This is a genomic window from Spirillospora sp. NPDC000708 (assembly GCF_040299565.1).
GTDB lineage: Bacteria > Actinomycetota > Actinomycetes > Streptosporangiales > Streptosporangiaceae > Spirillospora.
This window is the reverse complement of the sequence record NZ_JBEPCJ010000067.1, coordinates 1-13,384: the sequence shown is the minus strand read 5'-3', so window position 1 is coordinate 13,384 and position 13,384 is coordinate 1. Positions and strand designations below refer to the sequence as shown.

Below are 13,384 nucleotides of genomic sequence, written 5' to 3'. Positions count from 1 at the left end.
AGGCTCCCCTAAGGTAACCCAGCGATGTCCGTTCTGGCCAGTGGTCTCCGAATCGGTGTGATTCAACCCTCAGAGGGAAGGGCTTCACCCGGTACGACGGGAGGGCGGGACAAGTGGCACAGGTGTGGCCGGGCGATGCATACCCCCTCGGAGCCCGGTTCGACGGCGCGGGCACGAACTTCGCCGTCTTCTCCGAGGCGGCCGAACGAGTGGAGCTGTGCCTGTTCGACGGGCCGGCGGGCGACGGTGAGGAGACGCGGCTGGCGCTGCCGGAGGTCGACGCGTTCGTATGGCACGGGTACCTGCCGGGGGTGATGCCGGGCCGGCGGTACGGGTTCAGGGTGCACGGCCCCTACGATCCGCAGCGCGGGCAGCGCTGCAACCCGGCGAAGCTGCTGCTCGACCCGTACGCGCAGGCGATCGAGGGGCGCATCGACTGGGACGAGTCGTGCTTCGGCTACCGGTTCGGCGACCCGTGGTCGCGCAACGACCTGGACTCGGCCGGGCACACGATGCGCTCGGTGGTCGTCAGCCCGTACTTCGACTGGGGCGACGACCGGCCGCCCCGGATCCCGTACCACGAGACGGTGATCTACGAGGCGCACGTCAAGGGCCTCACCGCCCGGCATCCGGACATCCCGCCCGCGCTGCGCGGCACCTACGCGGCCCTCGCCCACCCGGTGATCATCGACCATCTGAAGTCGATCGGGGTCACGGCGGTCGAGCTGATGCCGGTGCACCAGTTCGTCCACGACGACGCGCTGATCCAGCGGGGGCTGCGCAACTACTGGGGCTACAACACCATCGGGTTCTTCGCGCCGCACGGCGAGTACTCCTCGTCGGGGGAGCGCGGGGAGCAGGTGCTGGAGTTCAAGGCGATGGTGAAGGCGCTGCACGAGGCGGACATCGAGGTGATCCTCGACGTGGTCTACAACCACACCGCCGAGGGCAACCACCTCGGGCCGACGCTGTCGTTCCGGGGGATCGACAACGCCCAGTACTACCGGCTGACCGACGGCGACCAGCGCTACTACATGGACACCACGGGCACCGGGAACAGCCTGCTGATGCGCAGCCCGCACGTGCTGCAGCTGATCATGGACTCGCTGCGGTACTGGGTGACGGAGATGCACGTGGACGGGTTCCGGTTCGACCTGGCCGCGACGCTGGCCCGCGAGCTGCACGAGGTGGACCGGCTGTCGGCGTTCTTCGACCTCGTCCAGCAGGACCCGGTGGTGTCGCAGGTCAAGCTGATCGCCGAGCCGTGGGACGTGGGGGAGGGCGGCTACCAGGTCGGGAACTTCCCGCCGCTGTGGACGGAGTGGAACGGCCAGTACCGCGACACGGTGCGCGACTACTGGCGCGGGCAGCCGGGCGCGCTGCCCGACTTCGCGTCCCGGCTGACCGGGTCGTCCGACCTGTACGCCGACGACGGCCGCCGCCCGATCGCCTCGATCAACTTCGCGACCTGCCACGACGGGTTCACGCTGCACGACCTGGTGTCGTACAACGGCAAGCACAACGAGGCCAACGGCGAGGGCAACCGGGACGGCAGCGACGACAACCGCTCGTGGAACTGCGGCCACGAGGGCCCGGTCGACGACCTCGACGTCATCACGCTGCGGGAGCGGCAGAAGCGCAACTTCCTGACCACGCTGTTCCTGTCGCAGGGCGTCCCGATGCTGCTGCACGGCGACGAGCTGGGCCGCACCCAGCAGGGCAACAACAACGCCTACTGCCAGGACACCGAGATCTCCTGGGTCGACTGGACGGGCCTCCACGAGGACACGTTCTTCGACGAGCGCGGCCCGCTGCTCGACTTCGTCCGGCGGCTGTCGAAGCTGCGGACGGACCATCCGGTGTTCCGGCGCCGCCGGTTCTTCGTCGGCGACCGGCCGTCCGGGGACGACAGGACGGGCCGGGGCGGCGCCTCCGACCTGCCGGACCTGGTGTGGTTCACCCCGGGCGGCGAGGAGATGACCGGGAAGGACTGGTCCGCGGGGTTCAACAAGTCGCTGAACGTGTTCCTGAACGGGGAGGCGATCGGCGAGCCGGACCGGCGGGGCCGGCAGGTGCGGGACGACTCGTTCCTGCTGCTGTTCAGCGCCCATGACGGCGAGCTGGCGTTCGCGCTGCCGCCCGCCGCGTACGGGCAGATGTGGATCAAGGTGCTGGACACCGCCGATCCGCTGCTCGCCGAGGAGGAGTCGCCGGTCGTGAAGGCCGGGGAGTCCGTGAAGGTCGCGGCCCGCTCCGTGCAGGTGCTACGCCGTGTCTGACATGCCTCCCCCCGAGCACGACACCCCCCCTTCCGGCACCTACAGGCTCCAGCTCCGCGGCACTCCCGAGGACCACTTCGGGTTCGCCGAGGCCGCCGCGCTCGCCCCGTACCTGTCGGCTCTCGGCGTGTCGCACGTGTACCTCTCGCCGGTCCTGCGGGCCGCTCCCGGTTCCACGCACGGCTACGACGTGGTCGACCACTCCCGGCTGTCGGACGAGCTGGGCGGCGGTGAGGCGTTCGGCGCGATGGCGGAGCGGTTCCGCGCGCACGGGCTGCGGGTGCTGGTCGACATCGTCCCCAACCACATGGCCGTTCCGGTGCCGCCCGACCTGAACCTGCCGCTCAACGCGGTCCTGGCGGAGGGGCCGTCGTCGCCGTACGCGAAGTGGTTCGACGTGGACTGGGACGCGGGCGGCGGGCGGATCGTCCTGCCCGGCCAGGGCGAGCCGAACTACCGCCGGTTCTTCGACATCTCCGGGCTGATCGGGCTGCGGCAGGAGGAGCCGGAGGTCTTCGAGCGGACGCACGCGCTGCTGCTCGGCCTGGTCGGGCAGGGCCTGGTGGACGGCCTGCGCGTCGACCACCCGGACGGCCTGGCCGACCCGCGCGGGTACCTGCGCCGGCTGGCGGGCGCCGCGCCCGGCCGCTGGCTGCTCGTCGAGAAGATCACCGAGGGGGCGGAGCGGCTGCCCGCGGACTGGCCGTGCGCGGGCACGACGGGCTACGACTCGCTCGGGATGATCGGCGGCCTGTTCGTCGACCCGGCCGGTGAGGAGCCGCTCACCGAGCTCTACACGGCGCTGACGGGCGGCCCCGCGGCCTTCGAGGAGGTCGAGCACGACGCCCGCCTGCATGCCGCGACGCACGGGATGAAGCCGGAGATGGACCGGCTGATGCGCGTCCTCGGCCGCGTGGTGGGGAAGCTCGACGCGGACCTGGAGCGGGCCTTGCAGGCGCTGCTCGTGGCCATGCCCGTGTACCGCGCGTACGTCGTCCCTGGTGAGGACCCGCCGCCACAGGCCGTGGACGTCCTCAACGAGGCCGCGCAGAGAGCGCGCGGGCACCTGCCCGAGAAGCTGCATCCGGCGCTCGACACGGTGGTGGAGATGGCGCTCGGGCGAGGCGAGAACGCCGATCCAGAGTTCGTCGTGCGGTTCCAGCAGACGGCAGCGCCGCTGGCCGCAAAAGGCGTCGAGGACACCGCCTTCTACCGCTGGAACCGTATGGCCGCCCTCAACGAGGTGGGGGGCGACCCGGGGCGCTTCTCCGTCAGCCCCGCCGACTTCCACGCGCACTGCATCCGGCTTGCGCGGGACTGGCCGTCCACGATGACGACGCTGTCCACGCACGACACCAAGCGCCAGGAGGACGTGCGGGCGCGGCTGGCCGTCCTGTCGGAGCTGCCGGAGGAGTGGGCCGACGCGGTCCGCCGGTGGCGTTCCTGGTGGGGGCCCGCCGAGTCGCCGATGGAACCCGACCTGGAGTACCTGCTCTGGCAGACGCTCGCCGGCGCCTGGCCGATCACCCCCGACCGGCTGCACGAGTTCCTCGTCAAGGCGATGCGCGAGGCCAAGACCCGGACGTCCTGGGCCGAGCCGGACACCGCCTACGAGAACGCGGCGCTCGGGTACGCGCGGCGCGTCCTGGAGGACCCCGGCCTGGTCACCGACCTGACCGCGTTCGTGGCGCGGCTCGAGCCGTACGCGCGGGTGAACGGGCTCGGGCAGAAGCTCGTCCAGCTCGCGATGCCGGGCGTCCCCGACGTCTACCAGGGCTGCGAGCTGACCGGCCTGGCGCTCGTCGACCCCGACAACCGGCGGCCGGTCGACTACGGGCGGCGCCGCGAGCGGCTGCACCGGCTCGACACCGGCCGCCCGCCCAAGGACGTCGACGACGAGAAGCTCCTGGTCACGGCGCGGACGCTGCGGCTGCGCCGCACCCATCCGAAGTGGTTCGGGCCGTCGGCGGCTCATGAGCCGGTCCCGGTGGCGGGGCCCGCCGCCGATCACGTCGTCGCGTTCCGGCGGGGCGGCGCGGTCGCGCTCGCCACCCGGCTCCCCGCCGGCCTGGAGCGACGGGGCGGCTGGGCGGGGACGGAGGTGGACGTCGGCCGGCAGGGCTGGCGGGACGTCCTCACCGGCGCCACGCACTGGGGCCCGCTCCTGGACGCCGCCGAGGTGTTCGCACATCTGCCCGTCGCGCTGATCGTCCCCCGGGAGATCGACAGGTGAAGTCCCCCGAAGACCGGCCGATGAATCAGCGGTTCGAGGTCTGGGCCCCCAAGGCCCGGCGCGTCGATGTCGTCGTCGCAGGCGAGCGGCGTCCCATGGCGGAGGCGGAGGGACGCCCCGGCTGGTGGACGGCCGACGTGCCCGGCGCGGGCCACGGGACGGACTACGGGTTCGCGCTGGACGGCGCAGAAGACCCCCTGCCCGACCCGCGCTCCCCGTGGCAGCCGTCCGGCGTGCACGCTCTCAGCCGCGTCTACGAGCACGACCGGTTCGCCTGGACGGACGGGCATTGGCACGGACGCCCGCTTCCCGGCAGCGTCCTGTACGAGATGCACGTCGGCACGTTCACGCCCGAGGGGACGTTCGATGCCGCGATCGAGCGGCTGGACCATCTCGTCGCGCTCGGAATCGACACCGTCGAACTCCTGCCCGTCGCGTCCTTTCCCGGCCACCACGGATGGGGATACGACGGTGCTCTCCTATGGGCGCCCCACGAGCCCTATGGCGGCCCCGACGCGCTCAAGCGTTTCGTGGACGCCGCCCATGCGCGCGGCCTCGCCGTCGTCCTGGACGTCGTCTACAACCATCTCGGGCCCGACGGAAACCACCTGGGCGACTACGGCCCCTACTTCACCAGCGCCCACAGCACCCCGTGGGGCGACGCGGTCAACTACGACCAGGAGGGCTCGGACGAGGTCCGTGCCTTCGCCATAGAGAACGCGTTGATGTGGCTGCGGGATTACCACTTCGACGGGCTGCGCCTGGACGCCGTCCATGCCATCACCGACCACAGTGCCGTCCATCTGCTGGAGGAGATGGCGCAGGCGGTGTCGGCCCTGTCCGCGCAGTTGGGGCGGCATCTGTTCCTCATAGCGGAATCGGACCTGAACGATCCGCGCCTCGTCACCTCGCGGGAGGCGGGCGGATACGGGCTCGACGCCCAGTGGAGCGACGACTTCCACCACTGCCTGCACGCCGCGCTGACCGGCGAACGGCAGGGCTATTACTGCGACTTCGGCTCTCTGGAAACCCTCAAGAAAGCATTGACGAGGGTGTTCGTCCACGACGGAACGATGTCGACGTACCGCGGGCGCAGGCACGGCCGTCCCGTGGACGTGGAAAAGCTGCCCGCCCACCGGTTCCTCGGTTTTCTGCAGAACCACGACCAGGTCGGTAACAGGGGCGCAGGAGACCGTATAGGCGCCGTCCTGGCAGGGGCCGGGCTCCCTCCCGGGCTGCTCAAAGTCGGCGCGGCGCTGCTCGTCCTGGCGCCGTTCACACCGATGCTCTTCATGGGCGAGGAATGGGGCGCCTCCACCCCCTGGTGCTACTTCACCGACCACCAGGACCCGGAACTGGCGCGGGCCGTCAGCGAGGGCCGGCGCAGGGAGTTCTCCCGGCACGGCTGGACGGGCGAGGTCCCCGATCCACAGGCTGTGGATACCTTCCGCCGGTCCGTCCTCGACTGGGCCGAGCCCGCCGCCGAACCGCACGCGGACCTGCTGGAATGGCACCGGTCCCTGATCGCCCTGCGCCGCGCCCGGCCGGAGCTGAACGACCCGCGCCTGACCGCCGCGTCCGTCGTGACCAGCGAGTCCGCCGCCGACTGCGGTGTCCGGGCGGACGGCGACGGCGCGGCCGGCCGCTGGCTCGTCATGCGGCGCGGCGGCGTGCTCGTGGCGGCGAATCTCGGCGACGGGACCGTCCGGCTCCCACTCCCCGATGCCGGGGTCGGGGGAGGGGCCCGCCTGCTGCTCGCGTCAGATCCGGCAATCCGGATGGAAACCGGCGCCAACGGCGATTCCAAAATCCCGGTCGTGGTCCTCCCGGGCGCGTCGGCCGCCGTCTGCGGATGACCGTTCACGGCGGCGCGCCCGCCGCCCGGCGGACAAGGGCCCGAAGCGCGATGTCCGCCTAACTCCCGCTACCACCCGGAAAATGGGTGTTCGAGGATGTACTACGAGTGGCAAACCGCAGGTCAAGAGCGCGGCGGCACCCGGGAAACGTTCAAGAATGGTCATACGATCGGTTCATGACCTCAGTACTGCTCGCCGAGGACGACACGTCCATCTCCGAGCCTCTCGCCCGCGCGCTGCGTCGCGAGGGGTACACCGTCGAAGTCAGCCCGGACGGTCCGCAGGCGCTCGAGCGGGCGCTCGGGGGCGGCGTGGACCTCATTGTTCTCGACCTGGGCCTGCCCGAGCTGGACGGCCTGGAGGTGGCCCGCCGGGTCCGTGCCGAGGGGCATGGAGTGCCCATCCTGATCCTGACCGCCCGGGCCGACGAGGTCGACACCGTCGTCGGTCTCGACGCGGGCGCCGACGACTACGTCACCAAGCCGTTCCGCCTGGCCGAGCTGCTGGCCCGGGTCCGCGCGCTGCTGCGCCGCGGCAGCACCGAGACCCCGATCGTCCAGGGGGTGCGGATCGACGCCGAGTCGCGCCGCGCCTGGATGGGCGACCAGGAACTGCAGCTCACCACCAAGGAGTTCGACCTGCTGCGCGTCCTGGTCAGGGACGCCGGGAAGGTCGTGACCCGCGAACAGATCATGCGCGAGGTGTGGGACACCAACTGGTGGGGTTCCACGAAGACCCTCGACATGCACATCTCCTGGCTGCGCCGCAAGCTCGGCGACGACGCCGGCAGCCCCCGCTACATCACCACCGTGCGGGGCGTCGGCTTCCGGTTCGAACGCGGCGACTGACAGCCCCGTACCGGCCGCCATGGCCGCGCGGTCAGCCCCCGGGCCTTCCCGAGAGGCCCGGGGCGCCCCGCCCGGGCGTGGCCCCACCATAAGGAGCCCAGATGAGGCGCCGACTCCTCCTGTCGACGCTCGCGGTGGCGGTGGTCGCGATCCTGTTGCTCGGCATACCCCTCGCCTACGCCGCCCACAAGCTCATCTACGAAGAGGCCGGGCAGTCCCTCGACCGGGAGGCGTCCGCCATCGCCGGCGGGGTCGCCTACACCCTCGAATCGCGCCAGCCGGTCACCGGCGCCGCGATCGCGCGGGAGTACCCCGGCCGGTACATCGCGGTCACCCTGCCGGGCGGCGCCGCCGTCGAGGCGGGGCCGCGCCCCCGTCCGGGCGCGCGGCAGCTCACCGCGACCGCGGCCGGGCAGGGCGTGCGGGTGCGGATGTCGCGGCCCGCCTCCCAGCTGAAGGACCAGGAACTGCGGCTGCTGCTGTTCATCGGCAGCCTCGCGCTGCTCGGCGTCGCCGTCACCGTCGGCCTGGCGATGGTCCAGGCCCGCAAGCTGACGCTGCCGCTGCGCGACCTCGCCGAGACCGCCGACCGGCTCGGCACCGGCAACGCCCGGCCGCGCCGGCGCCGCTACGGCATCCCGGAGGTCGACCGGGTCGCCGAGGTGCTGGACCGCAGCGCCGTCCGCATCGCCGACCTGCTCGCCGCGAGCCGCGAGTTCGCCTCCGACGCCTCCCACCAGCTGCGCACCCCGCTGACCGCGCTGTCCATGCGGCTGGAGGAGATGATCGAGGCGGCCGACTACCCCGACGTCGTCCGCGAGGAGGGCGCCGCGGCCGTGGCGCAGGCCGAGCGGCTCGTCGCCGTCGTCGAGCAGCTGCTCGCCCGCGCCCGCCACGACCGCACGGGCGGCGCCGTCGCCTCCCCGATCGACGACATCATCCGCCAGCAGGTGGAGGAGTGGCGGCCGATCTTCCGGCGGGACGGCCGGGACGTGCGGATCGTCGGCGAGCAGGGCCTGGTCGGCATGACCAACCCGGAGGGGCTGTCGCAGATCGTCGCGACGCTCCTGGACAACTCGCTGATGCACGGCGCCGGGACCGTCACCATCCACACCAAGCCGGGCGCCAGCTCGGTGGTGGTGGAGGTCGGCGACGAGGGCGCCGGGATACCGCCGGAGCTGGAGCCGCGGATCTTCGAGCGGAGCGTCAGCGGCGGCCGCGGCACCGGCCTCGGCCTCTACCTGGCCCGCTCGCTGGCCGTGGTGGACGGCGGGCGGCTGGAGCTGCTCCAGTCCCGCCCGGCGGTGTTCGGGGTGTTCCTGCGCGAGGCGGCGGAGGCCCGGCTGGCCGGTGAACGCGTCGTCCTGGGGCCCGCCTAGAGGGGGCCGCCGCTCAGAGAGGCGGTGCCCGGGGCGGCCCGGAGAGCGCGCGAGGCCGGGAGAACGCCGTGCGAGATCAGGAGCCATGCGAGATCAGGAGCCGGGCGAGACCGGCAGAACGCCGTGCGAGGTCAGGAGAACTGGGCGTAGTCGCCCGCGGCGTCCTGGTCGAGCGGGTGCCCGAGCCGCCCCGCCGGGCCAGCCCCGCCGTGCCTGGCGTGCGGGCTGGTCGCGGCGTGCACGCCGGGCCCCTCGGGCAGTCCGGACGCCGGGTCGACGGGCGGGGCGCTCGCGGGCAGGAAGACCCACTTCTTGTACGACCAGAACCGGAACAGCGTGGCGACGCCGGTGCCGATCACCAGCGAGATGTTGTACGGGATCGGGCCCGTCAGCCCCAGCACGTAGTGCGTGAACCCGATGAACGCCTCGGTGATCACCAGGCCGACGCCGTTCAGCGCGAAGAACAGCACGTACTCGCGGCCGAGCCCGGTCCGGTCGCGGTGCCGGAACGTCCAGTAGCGGTTGGCGAGGTAGGCGAACGTCGTCGCGACGATGGTGGCGACGCCGTTGGAGGTCAGCGGGCCCATGCCGAGGCCGCTGTTCATCCCGTTGCCGATGCCGACCGTGATCACGAAGGCGACCGCGCCCACGCTGCCGAACTGGGCGAGCTCGCGCAGCAGGTGCGCGAAGCGCCGGTTGAGAGTGGCGACCAGGTTCACGAAGGGAACCGTCCTTCCGGACCTCGGCGGGTGGCGCCGCGGTCGTTGACGCGGCCGGTGCGGGGGCACAACGAGGATAGACGCCCCCGGCCCCGTGACGTCGGAACATGAACGTTCTGCGTTTTCCACGCGTTCCCTGCCCCGAGCCCGGAGGTCCACACCTGGTCCGACGTCCGGAACGGGGGAATTGTTCGGTTCCATGGGCCGATAGCCTTCTGACGTGAGCAATCCACCTCAGACACCGGTCGTCGGGATGGCGGGCGGCGGGCAGCTGGCCCGGATGACCCAGCAGGCCGCGATCGCCCTCGGCGTGCCGCTGCGCGTCCTCGCCGGATCGCCGGGCGAGTCGGCGGCGAAGGTCGTCGCGGACGTCCGGGTCGGCGACGACCGCTCCCTGGACGACCTGACGGCGTTCGCCAAGGGGTGCGACGTCGTGACGTTCGACCACGAGCACGTCCCCGGCCCCCACATCAGGGAACTGGAGGAGGCGGGGGTGCCGTGCCGGCCGGGCTCGGCGGCCCTCGCCCACGCCCAGGACAAGCTGGTCATGCGGGACAAGCTGTCGTCGTTCGGCGCGCCCTGCCCCCCGTACGCGCCCCTGCCCTCGGCCGACCCGGTGCCCGCCCTGGAGGCGTTCGGCCGGGACCACGGCTGGCCGGTGGTGCTGAAGGCGACCCGTGGCGGCTACGACGGCAAGGGCGTGTGGATCGCCGACAACCTCGGCGTCGGGACCGTCGAGCTGGTGGAGCGGCTGATCGGCGAGGGCGTCTCCCTGATGGTGGAGCAGTACGTTCCGTTCCGGCGGGAGCTCGCGGCGCTCGTCGCCCGCTCCCCGTACGGGCAGGGGGCCGCGTACCCGATCGTGGAGACCGTCCAGAAGGACGGCATCTGCGTCGAGGTGATCTCCCCGGCGCCGGGGCTGTCCGGCGAGCTGGCCGCCGAGGCGCAGAGCCTCGCGCTGCGGATCGCCGACGAGCTGGGCGTCGCGGGGCTGCTCGCGGTCGAGCTGTTCGAGACCGAGGCGCCGAAGACCGGGCGTCAGGGCAGCGGGCGCGGCCTGCTGGTGAACGAGCTGGCGATGCGCCCGCACAACTCCGGGCACTGGACGATCGAGGGCGCCCGCACGTCCCAGTTCGAGCAGCACCTGCGGGCCGTCTTGGACCTGCCGCTCGGCTCCACCGAGCCCACCGCCCCCTACACGGTGATGGCGAACGTCCTCGGCGGCGACGACCCGGACGTCTACTCCCGCTACATCCACGTGATGGCGCACGACCCGGGCGTCAAGGTGCACATGTACGGCAAGGAGTCCCGGCCGGGCCGCAAGATCGGCCATGTGACCGTGCTCGGGGACGACCTGCCCGAGCTGCGGGAGCGCGCCCGGCACGCGGCGGACTACCTGCGCTGGGGCACGGCGATGAAGGAACACGCATGAGCGAAGCGAACCGGGGGGCGTGGGGGTCGTCCCCCCACAGGAGGAACGCATGAGCCCGCTGGTGGGCGTGGTGATGGGGAGCGACTCCGACTGGCCGGTCATGAAGGCGGCGGGGGAGGCCCTGGAGGAGTTCGGCGTCCCCTACGAGGCCGACGTCGTGTCCGCGCACCGGATGCCGCACGACATGATCGCCTACGGCGAGCAGGCGGCCGGGCGCGGGCTCCGCGCGATCATCGCGGGCGCCGGCGGCGCCGCGCACCTGCCCGGCATGCTCGCGTCGGTGACGCCGCTGCCGGTGATCGGCGTGCCCGTCCCGCTGAAGTACCTCGACGGCATGGACTCGCTGCTGTCGATCGTGCAGATGCCCGCCGGGGTCCCGGTCGCGACGGTGGCGGTCGGCGCCGCCCGCAACGCGGGACTGCTGGCCGTCCGCATCCTCGCGGCGTCCGACGAGGCGCTCCAGGCGAAGATGAAGGACTTCCAGCAGTCGATGTACGACCAGGCCAAGGCGAAGGGCGAACGGCTCCGACAGAGCCTCTGACGGCCCTGCGAGGGGCGCGCGGCCCGGCGCCGGGGCTCACCCGGTGCCGGGCTCACACAGGGGCCACATCAGTGGGCCGGGGGCTTCAGTGCCGGCGGCTCCACTCGATGGCGGGGCAGCGGTCCATGACCACGTCGAGCCCGGCGTCCTGCGCGCGCCGGGCGGCCGCCTCGTCGATCACGCCGAGGGGCAGCCACACGGCCTTCGCGCCCGCCGCGATCGCCTCGTCCACGGCCGCGCCCGCGTGCTCGGAGCGCCGGTAGACGCCGACGACGTCCACGTCCGCCGCGTCCGGCACGTCGGCCAGGGACGCGTAGCCCCGCTCTCCCAGCACCGTGGCGCCCGACGGATGCACCGGGACGATCCGCTTGCCGCGCCGCTGCAGCAGCCGCGCCTGGTTGTGGACCTCCCGGGCCGGGTTGTCGCTCAGGCCCACGAACGCCCACGTCCTGGACTCGCTGAGCAGCCGGCTGATCACGTCCGGGTCGGCGTAGACATCACCCATGCCCGCGACAACACCCGCGGCGCCCCGATCGTTCCCGTTCAGGGGCGGCCGAGGGCCCGGTAGTTCCAGCCGGCGGCCCGCCAGCGCTCGGGGTCCAGGGCGTTGCGGCCGTCGACGATGTTGCGCTCCGCCACCGCCGCGGCGAGGTCCGCCGGGTCCATGTCGCGGAACTCCCGCCATTCGGTCAGCAGCAGCACGACGTGCGCGTCCTTGACCGCGCCCAGCGCCGACGACGCGAAGGCCAGCGACGGCTGCGCGCGGCGGGCGTTCTCCATCGCGCGCGGGTCGTAGACGGTCACCCGGCCGCCCTGCGCGCGGATCGACGCCGCGACGTCCAGCGCGGGCGAGTCGCGCACGTCGTCGGAGTTCGGCTTGAACGCCGCGCCGAGCACCCCGACCGTCCGGTCCGCGAACGAGCCGCCGAGCAGCTGGCGGGCGAGGTCCACCATCCGGATCCGGCGCCGGATGTTGATCTCGTCGACCTCGCGCAGGAACGTCAGCGCCTGGTCGGCGCCCAGCTCCCCGGCCCGCGCCATGAACGCGCGGATGTCCTTGGGCAGGCAGCCGCCGCCGAACCCGAGCCCGGGGCCGAGGAACCGGCCGCCGATCCGGTCGTCGTACGACAGCGCCTCCGACAGCTTGGTCACGTCCGCGTGCGCGGCCTCGCAGACCTCCGCCATCGCGTTGATGAACGAGATCTTGGTGGCCAGGAACGCGTTCGCCGACACCTTGACCAGCTCGGCGGTGGCGTAGTCGGCGGTGATGAACGGCGTCTCGTCGGCGATCATCGTCCGGTAGATCTCGCGCAGCACCTTCTCGGCGTGCTCGGCGGCGCCCTGCTCGGCGGGCAGCCCGGCGACGATCCGGTCCGGGTGCAGGGTGTCCTCGACGGCGAACCCCTCGCGCAGGAACTCGGGGTTCCACGCCAGGACGGCGTCGCCGCCCACCGGCGCCTCCCTCGCGACCGTCTCGGCCAGCCGCGCCGCCGTCCCCACCGGCACCGTCGACTTGCCGACGATCAGGCAGGGCCGGTGCAGCAGCGGCGCGAGCGCGCCGACCGCCGCGTCCACGTAGGCGAGGTCGGCGGCGTACTCGCCCGCCTTCTGCGGGGTCCCGACGCACAGGAAGTGGACGTCGCCGAACTCGGCGATCTCCTCGTAGGACGTGGTGAACCGCAGCCGCCCGCTCGCCAGGCCGCGGCGCAGCACGGGTTCGAGCCCGGGTTCGTAGAACGGCAGGTCACCGGCCGCGAGCCGGGCGATCTTGTCCTTGTCGGCGTCCAGGCCGAGCACCTCGAAGCCCAGGTCGGCCATGCAGGCCGCATGGGTGGTGCCGAGGTAACCGGTTCCGATGACCGTCAGCCGCTGGGTCAAGGCGGGCTCCTTCCGGTTCGCTGCCGCCGTCGTACGCCCTAGTCAACCTTCCCCGAAGTGCTGCCCGGTACCGGCGGGGGCGCAGTGGAGTCTACTGGCCGGTAGCATTTGCGGCATGAGCCATGACTTTCCCGCGTACGCGCCGTCGGAGGAGCAGGAGCTGCTGCGGGCGACGGTGCGTGAGCTGGCGGATGCCAAGATCGCGCCGTTCGCGGCGGA

At 72.4% G+C, this 13,384-nt stretch carries 10 protein-coding genes; 7 read left to right on the top strand and 3 right to left on the bottom strand.

Features of this window, described 5'->3' with window-relative positions:
• Nucleotides 1–113: 113 nt before the first annotated feature.
• The 5 genes from glgX to ABT299_RS35960 all read left to right on the top strand — a co-directional run bounded on the left by glgX (nucleotide 114) and on the right by ABT299_RS35960 (nucleotide 8,595).
• Nucleotides 114–2,279: a glycogen debranching protein GlgX gene (gene glgX / locus ABT299_RS35980; RefSeq protein ID WP_500253454.1), complete on the top strand. Its 2,166-nt coding sequence runs from the start codon at nucleotides 114–116 to the stop codon at nucleotides 2,277–2,279.
• A gap of 1 nt (nucleotide 2,280) precedes the next feature.
• Complete coding sequence (gene treY / locus ABT299_RS35975; RefSeq protein ID WP_500253475.1) at nucleotides 2,281–4,512, top strand: malto-oligosyltrehalose synthase; 2,232 nt, start codon at nucleotides 2,281–2,283, stop codon at nucleotides 4,510–4,512.
• Nucleotides 4,513–4,532: 20 nt separating this feature from the next.
• Nucleotides 4,533–6,368, top strand: a complete 1,836-nt coding sequence (treZ, locus tag ABT299_RS35970) for a malto-oligosyltrehalose trehalohydrolase (protein ID WP_500253453.1) — start codon at nucleotides 4,533–4,535, stop codon at nucleotides 6,366–6,368.
• A 176-nt stretch (nucleotides 6,369–6,544) separates the two neighbouring features.
• Nucleotides 6,545–7,216 carry a response regulator transcription factor gene (locus ABT299_RS35965; RefSeq protein WP_019629095.1) on the top strand — a complete coding sequence of 224 codons (672 nt, stop codon included), beginning with the start codon at nucleotides 6,545–6,547 and terminating at the stop codon, nucleotides 7,214–7,216.
• Between the two features lie 101 nt (nucleotides 7,217–7,317).
• Nucleotides 7,318–8,595, top strand: coding sequence for a sensor histidine kinase (locus tag ABT299_RS35960; RefSeq protein WP_387021513.1), 1,278 nt, complete (start codon nucleotides 7,318–7,320; stop codon nucleotides 8,593–8,595).
• Nucleotides 8,596–8,726: 131 nt separating this feature from the next.
• On the opposite strand, the gene ABT299_RS35955 is transcribed toward ABT299_RS35960, so the two are convergent.
• Nucleotides 8,727–9,314 carry a GtrA family protein gene (locus ABT299_RS35955; protein WP_387021510.1) on the bottom strand — a complete coding sequence of 196 codons (588 nt, stop codon included), beginning with the start codon at nucleotides 9,312–9,314 and terminating at the stop codon, nucleotides 8,727–8,729.
• A gap of 220 nt (nucleotides 9,315–9,534) precedes the next feature.
• Between ABT299_RS35955 and ABT299_RS35950 the strand changes: the two genes are divergently transcribed.
• On the top strand, nucleotides 9,535–10,746 hold the full coding sequence (locus ABT299_RS35950) for a 5-(carboxyamino)imidazole ribonucleotide synthase (protein ID WP_500253452.1): 1,212 nt from the start codon (nucleotides 9,535–9,537) through the stop codon (nucleotides 10,744–10,746).
• Between the two features lie 49 nt (nucleotides 10,747–10,795).
• Nucleotides 10,796–11,287 carry a 5-(carboxyamino)imidazole ribonucleotide mutase gene (gene purE / locus ABT299_RS35945; RefSeq protein ID WP_500253451.1) on the top strand — a complete coding sequence of 164 codons (492 nt, stop codon included), beginning with the start codon at nucleotides 10,796–10,798 and terminating at the stop codon, nucleotides 11,285–11,287.
• Nucleotides 11,288–11,372: 85 nt separating this feature from the next.
• Here the strand turns inward: purE and ABT299_RS35940 are convergent, their stop codons facing one another.
• Nucleotides 11,373–11,792, bottom strand: a complete 420-nt coding sequence (locus ABT299_RS35940) for a CoA-binding protein (RefSeq protein WP_190867040.1) — start codon at nucleotides 11,790–11,792, stop codon at nucleotides 11,373–11,375.
• A 38-nt stretch (nucleotides 11,793–11,830) separates the two neighbouring features.
• A complete protein-coding gene (locus tag ABT299_RS35935; protein ID WP_387021501.1) occupies nucleotides 11,831–13,165 on the bottom strand; it encodes a UDP-glucose dehydrogenase family protein in 1,335 nt (444 codons plus the stop codon).
• Nucleotides 13,166–13,384 lie beyond the last annotated feature (219 nt).

Coding starts and splice junctions, on each gene's coding strand:
- treY (WP_500253475.1), top strand. CDS start 2,281: ATGCCTCCCCCCGAGCACGACACCCCCCCTTCCGGCACCTACAGGCTC.
- treZ (WP_500253453.1), top strand. CDS start 4,533: ATGAATCAGCGGTTCGAGGTCTGGGCCCCCAAGGCCCGGCGCGTCGAT.
- ABT299_RS35965 (WP_019629095.1), top strand. CDS start 6,545: ATGACCTCAGTACTGCTCGCCGAGGACGACACGTCCATCTCCGAGCCT.
- ABT299_RS35960 (WP_387021513.1), top strand. CDS start 7,318: ATGAGGCGCCGACTCCTCCTGTCGACGCTCGCGGTGGCGGTGGTCGCG.
- purE (WP_500253451.1), top strand. CDS start 10,796: ATGAGCCCGCTGGTGGGCGTGGTGATGGGGAGCGACTCCGACTGGCCG.
- ABT299_RS35940 (WP_190867040.1), bottom strand. CDS start 11,792: ATGGGTGATGTCTACGCCGACCCGGACGTGATCAGCCGGCTGCTCAGC.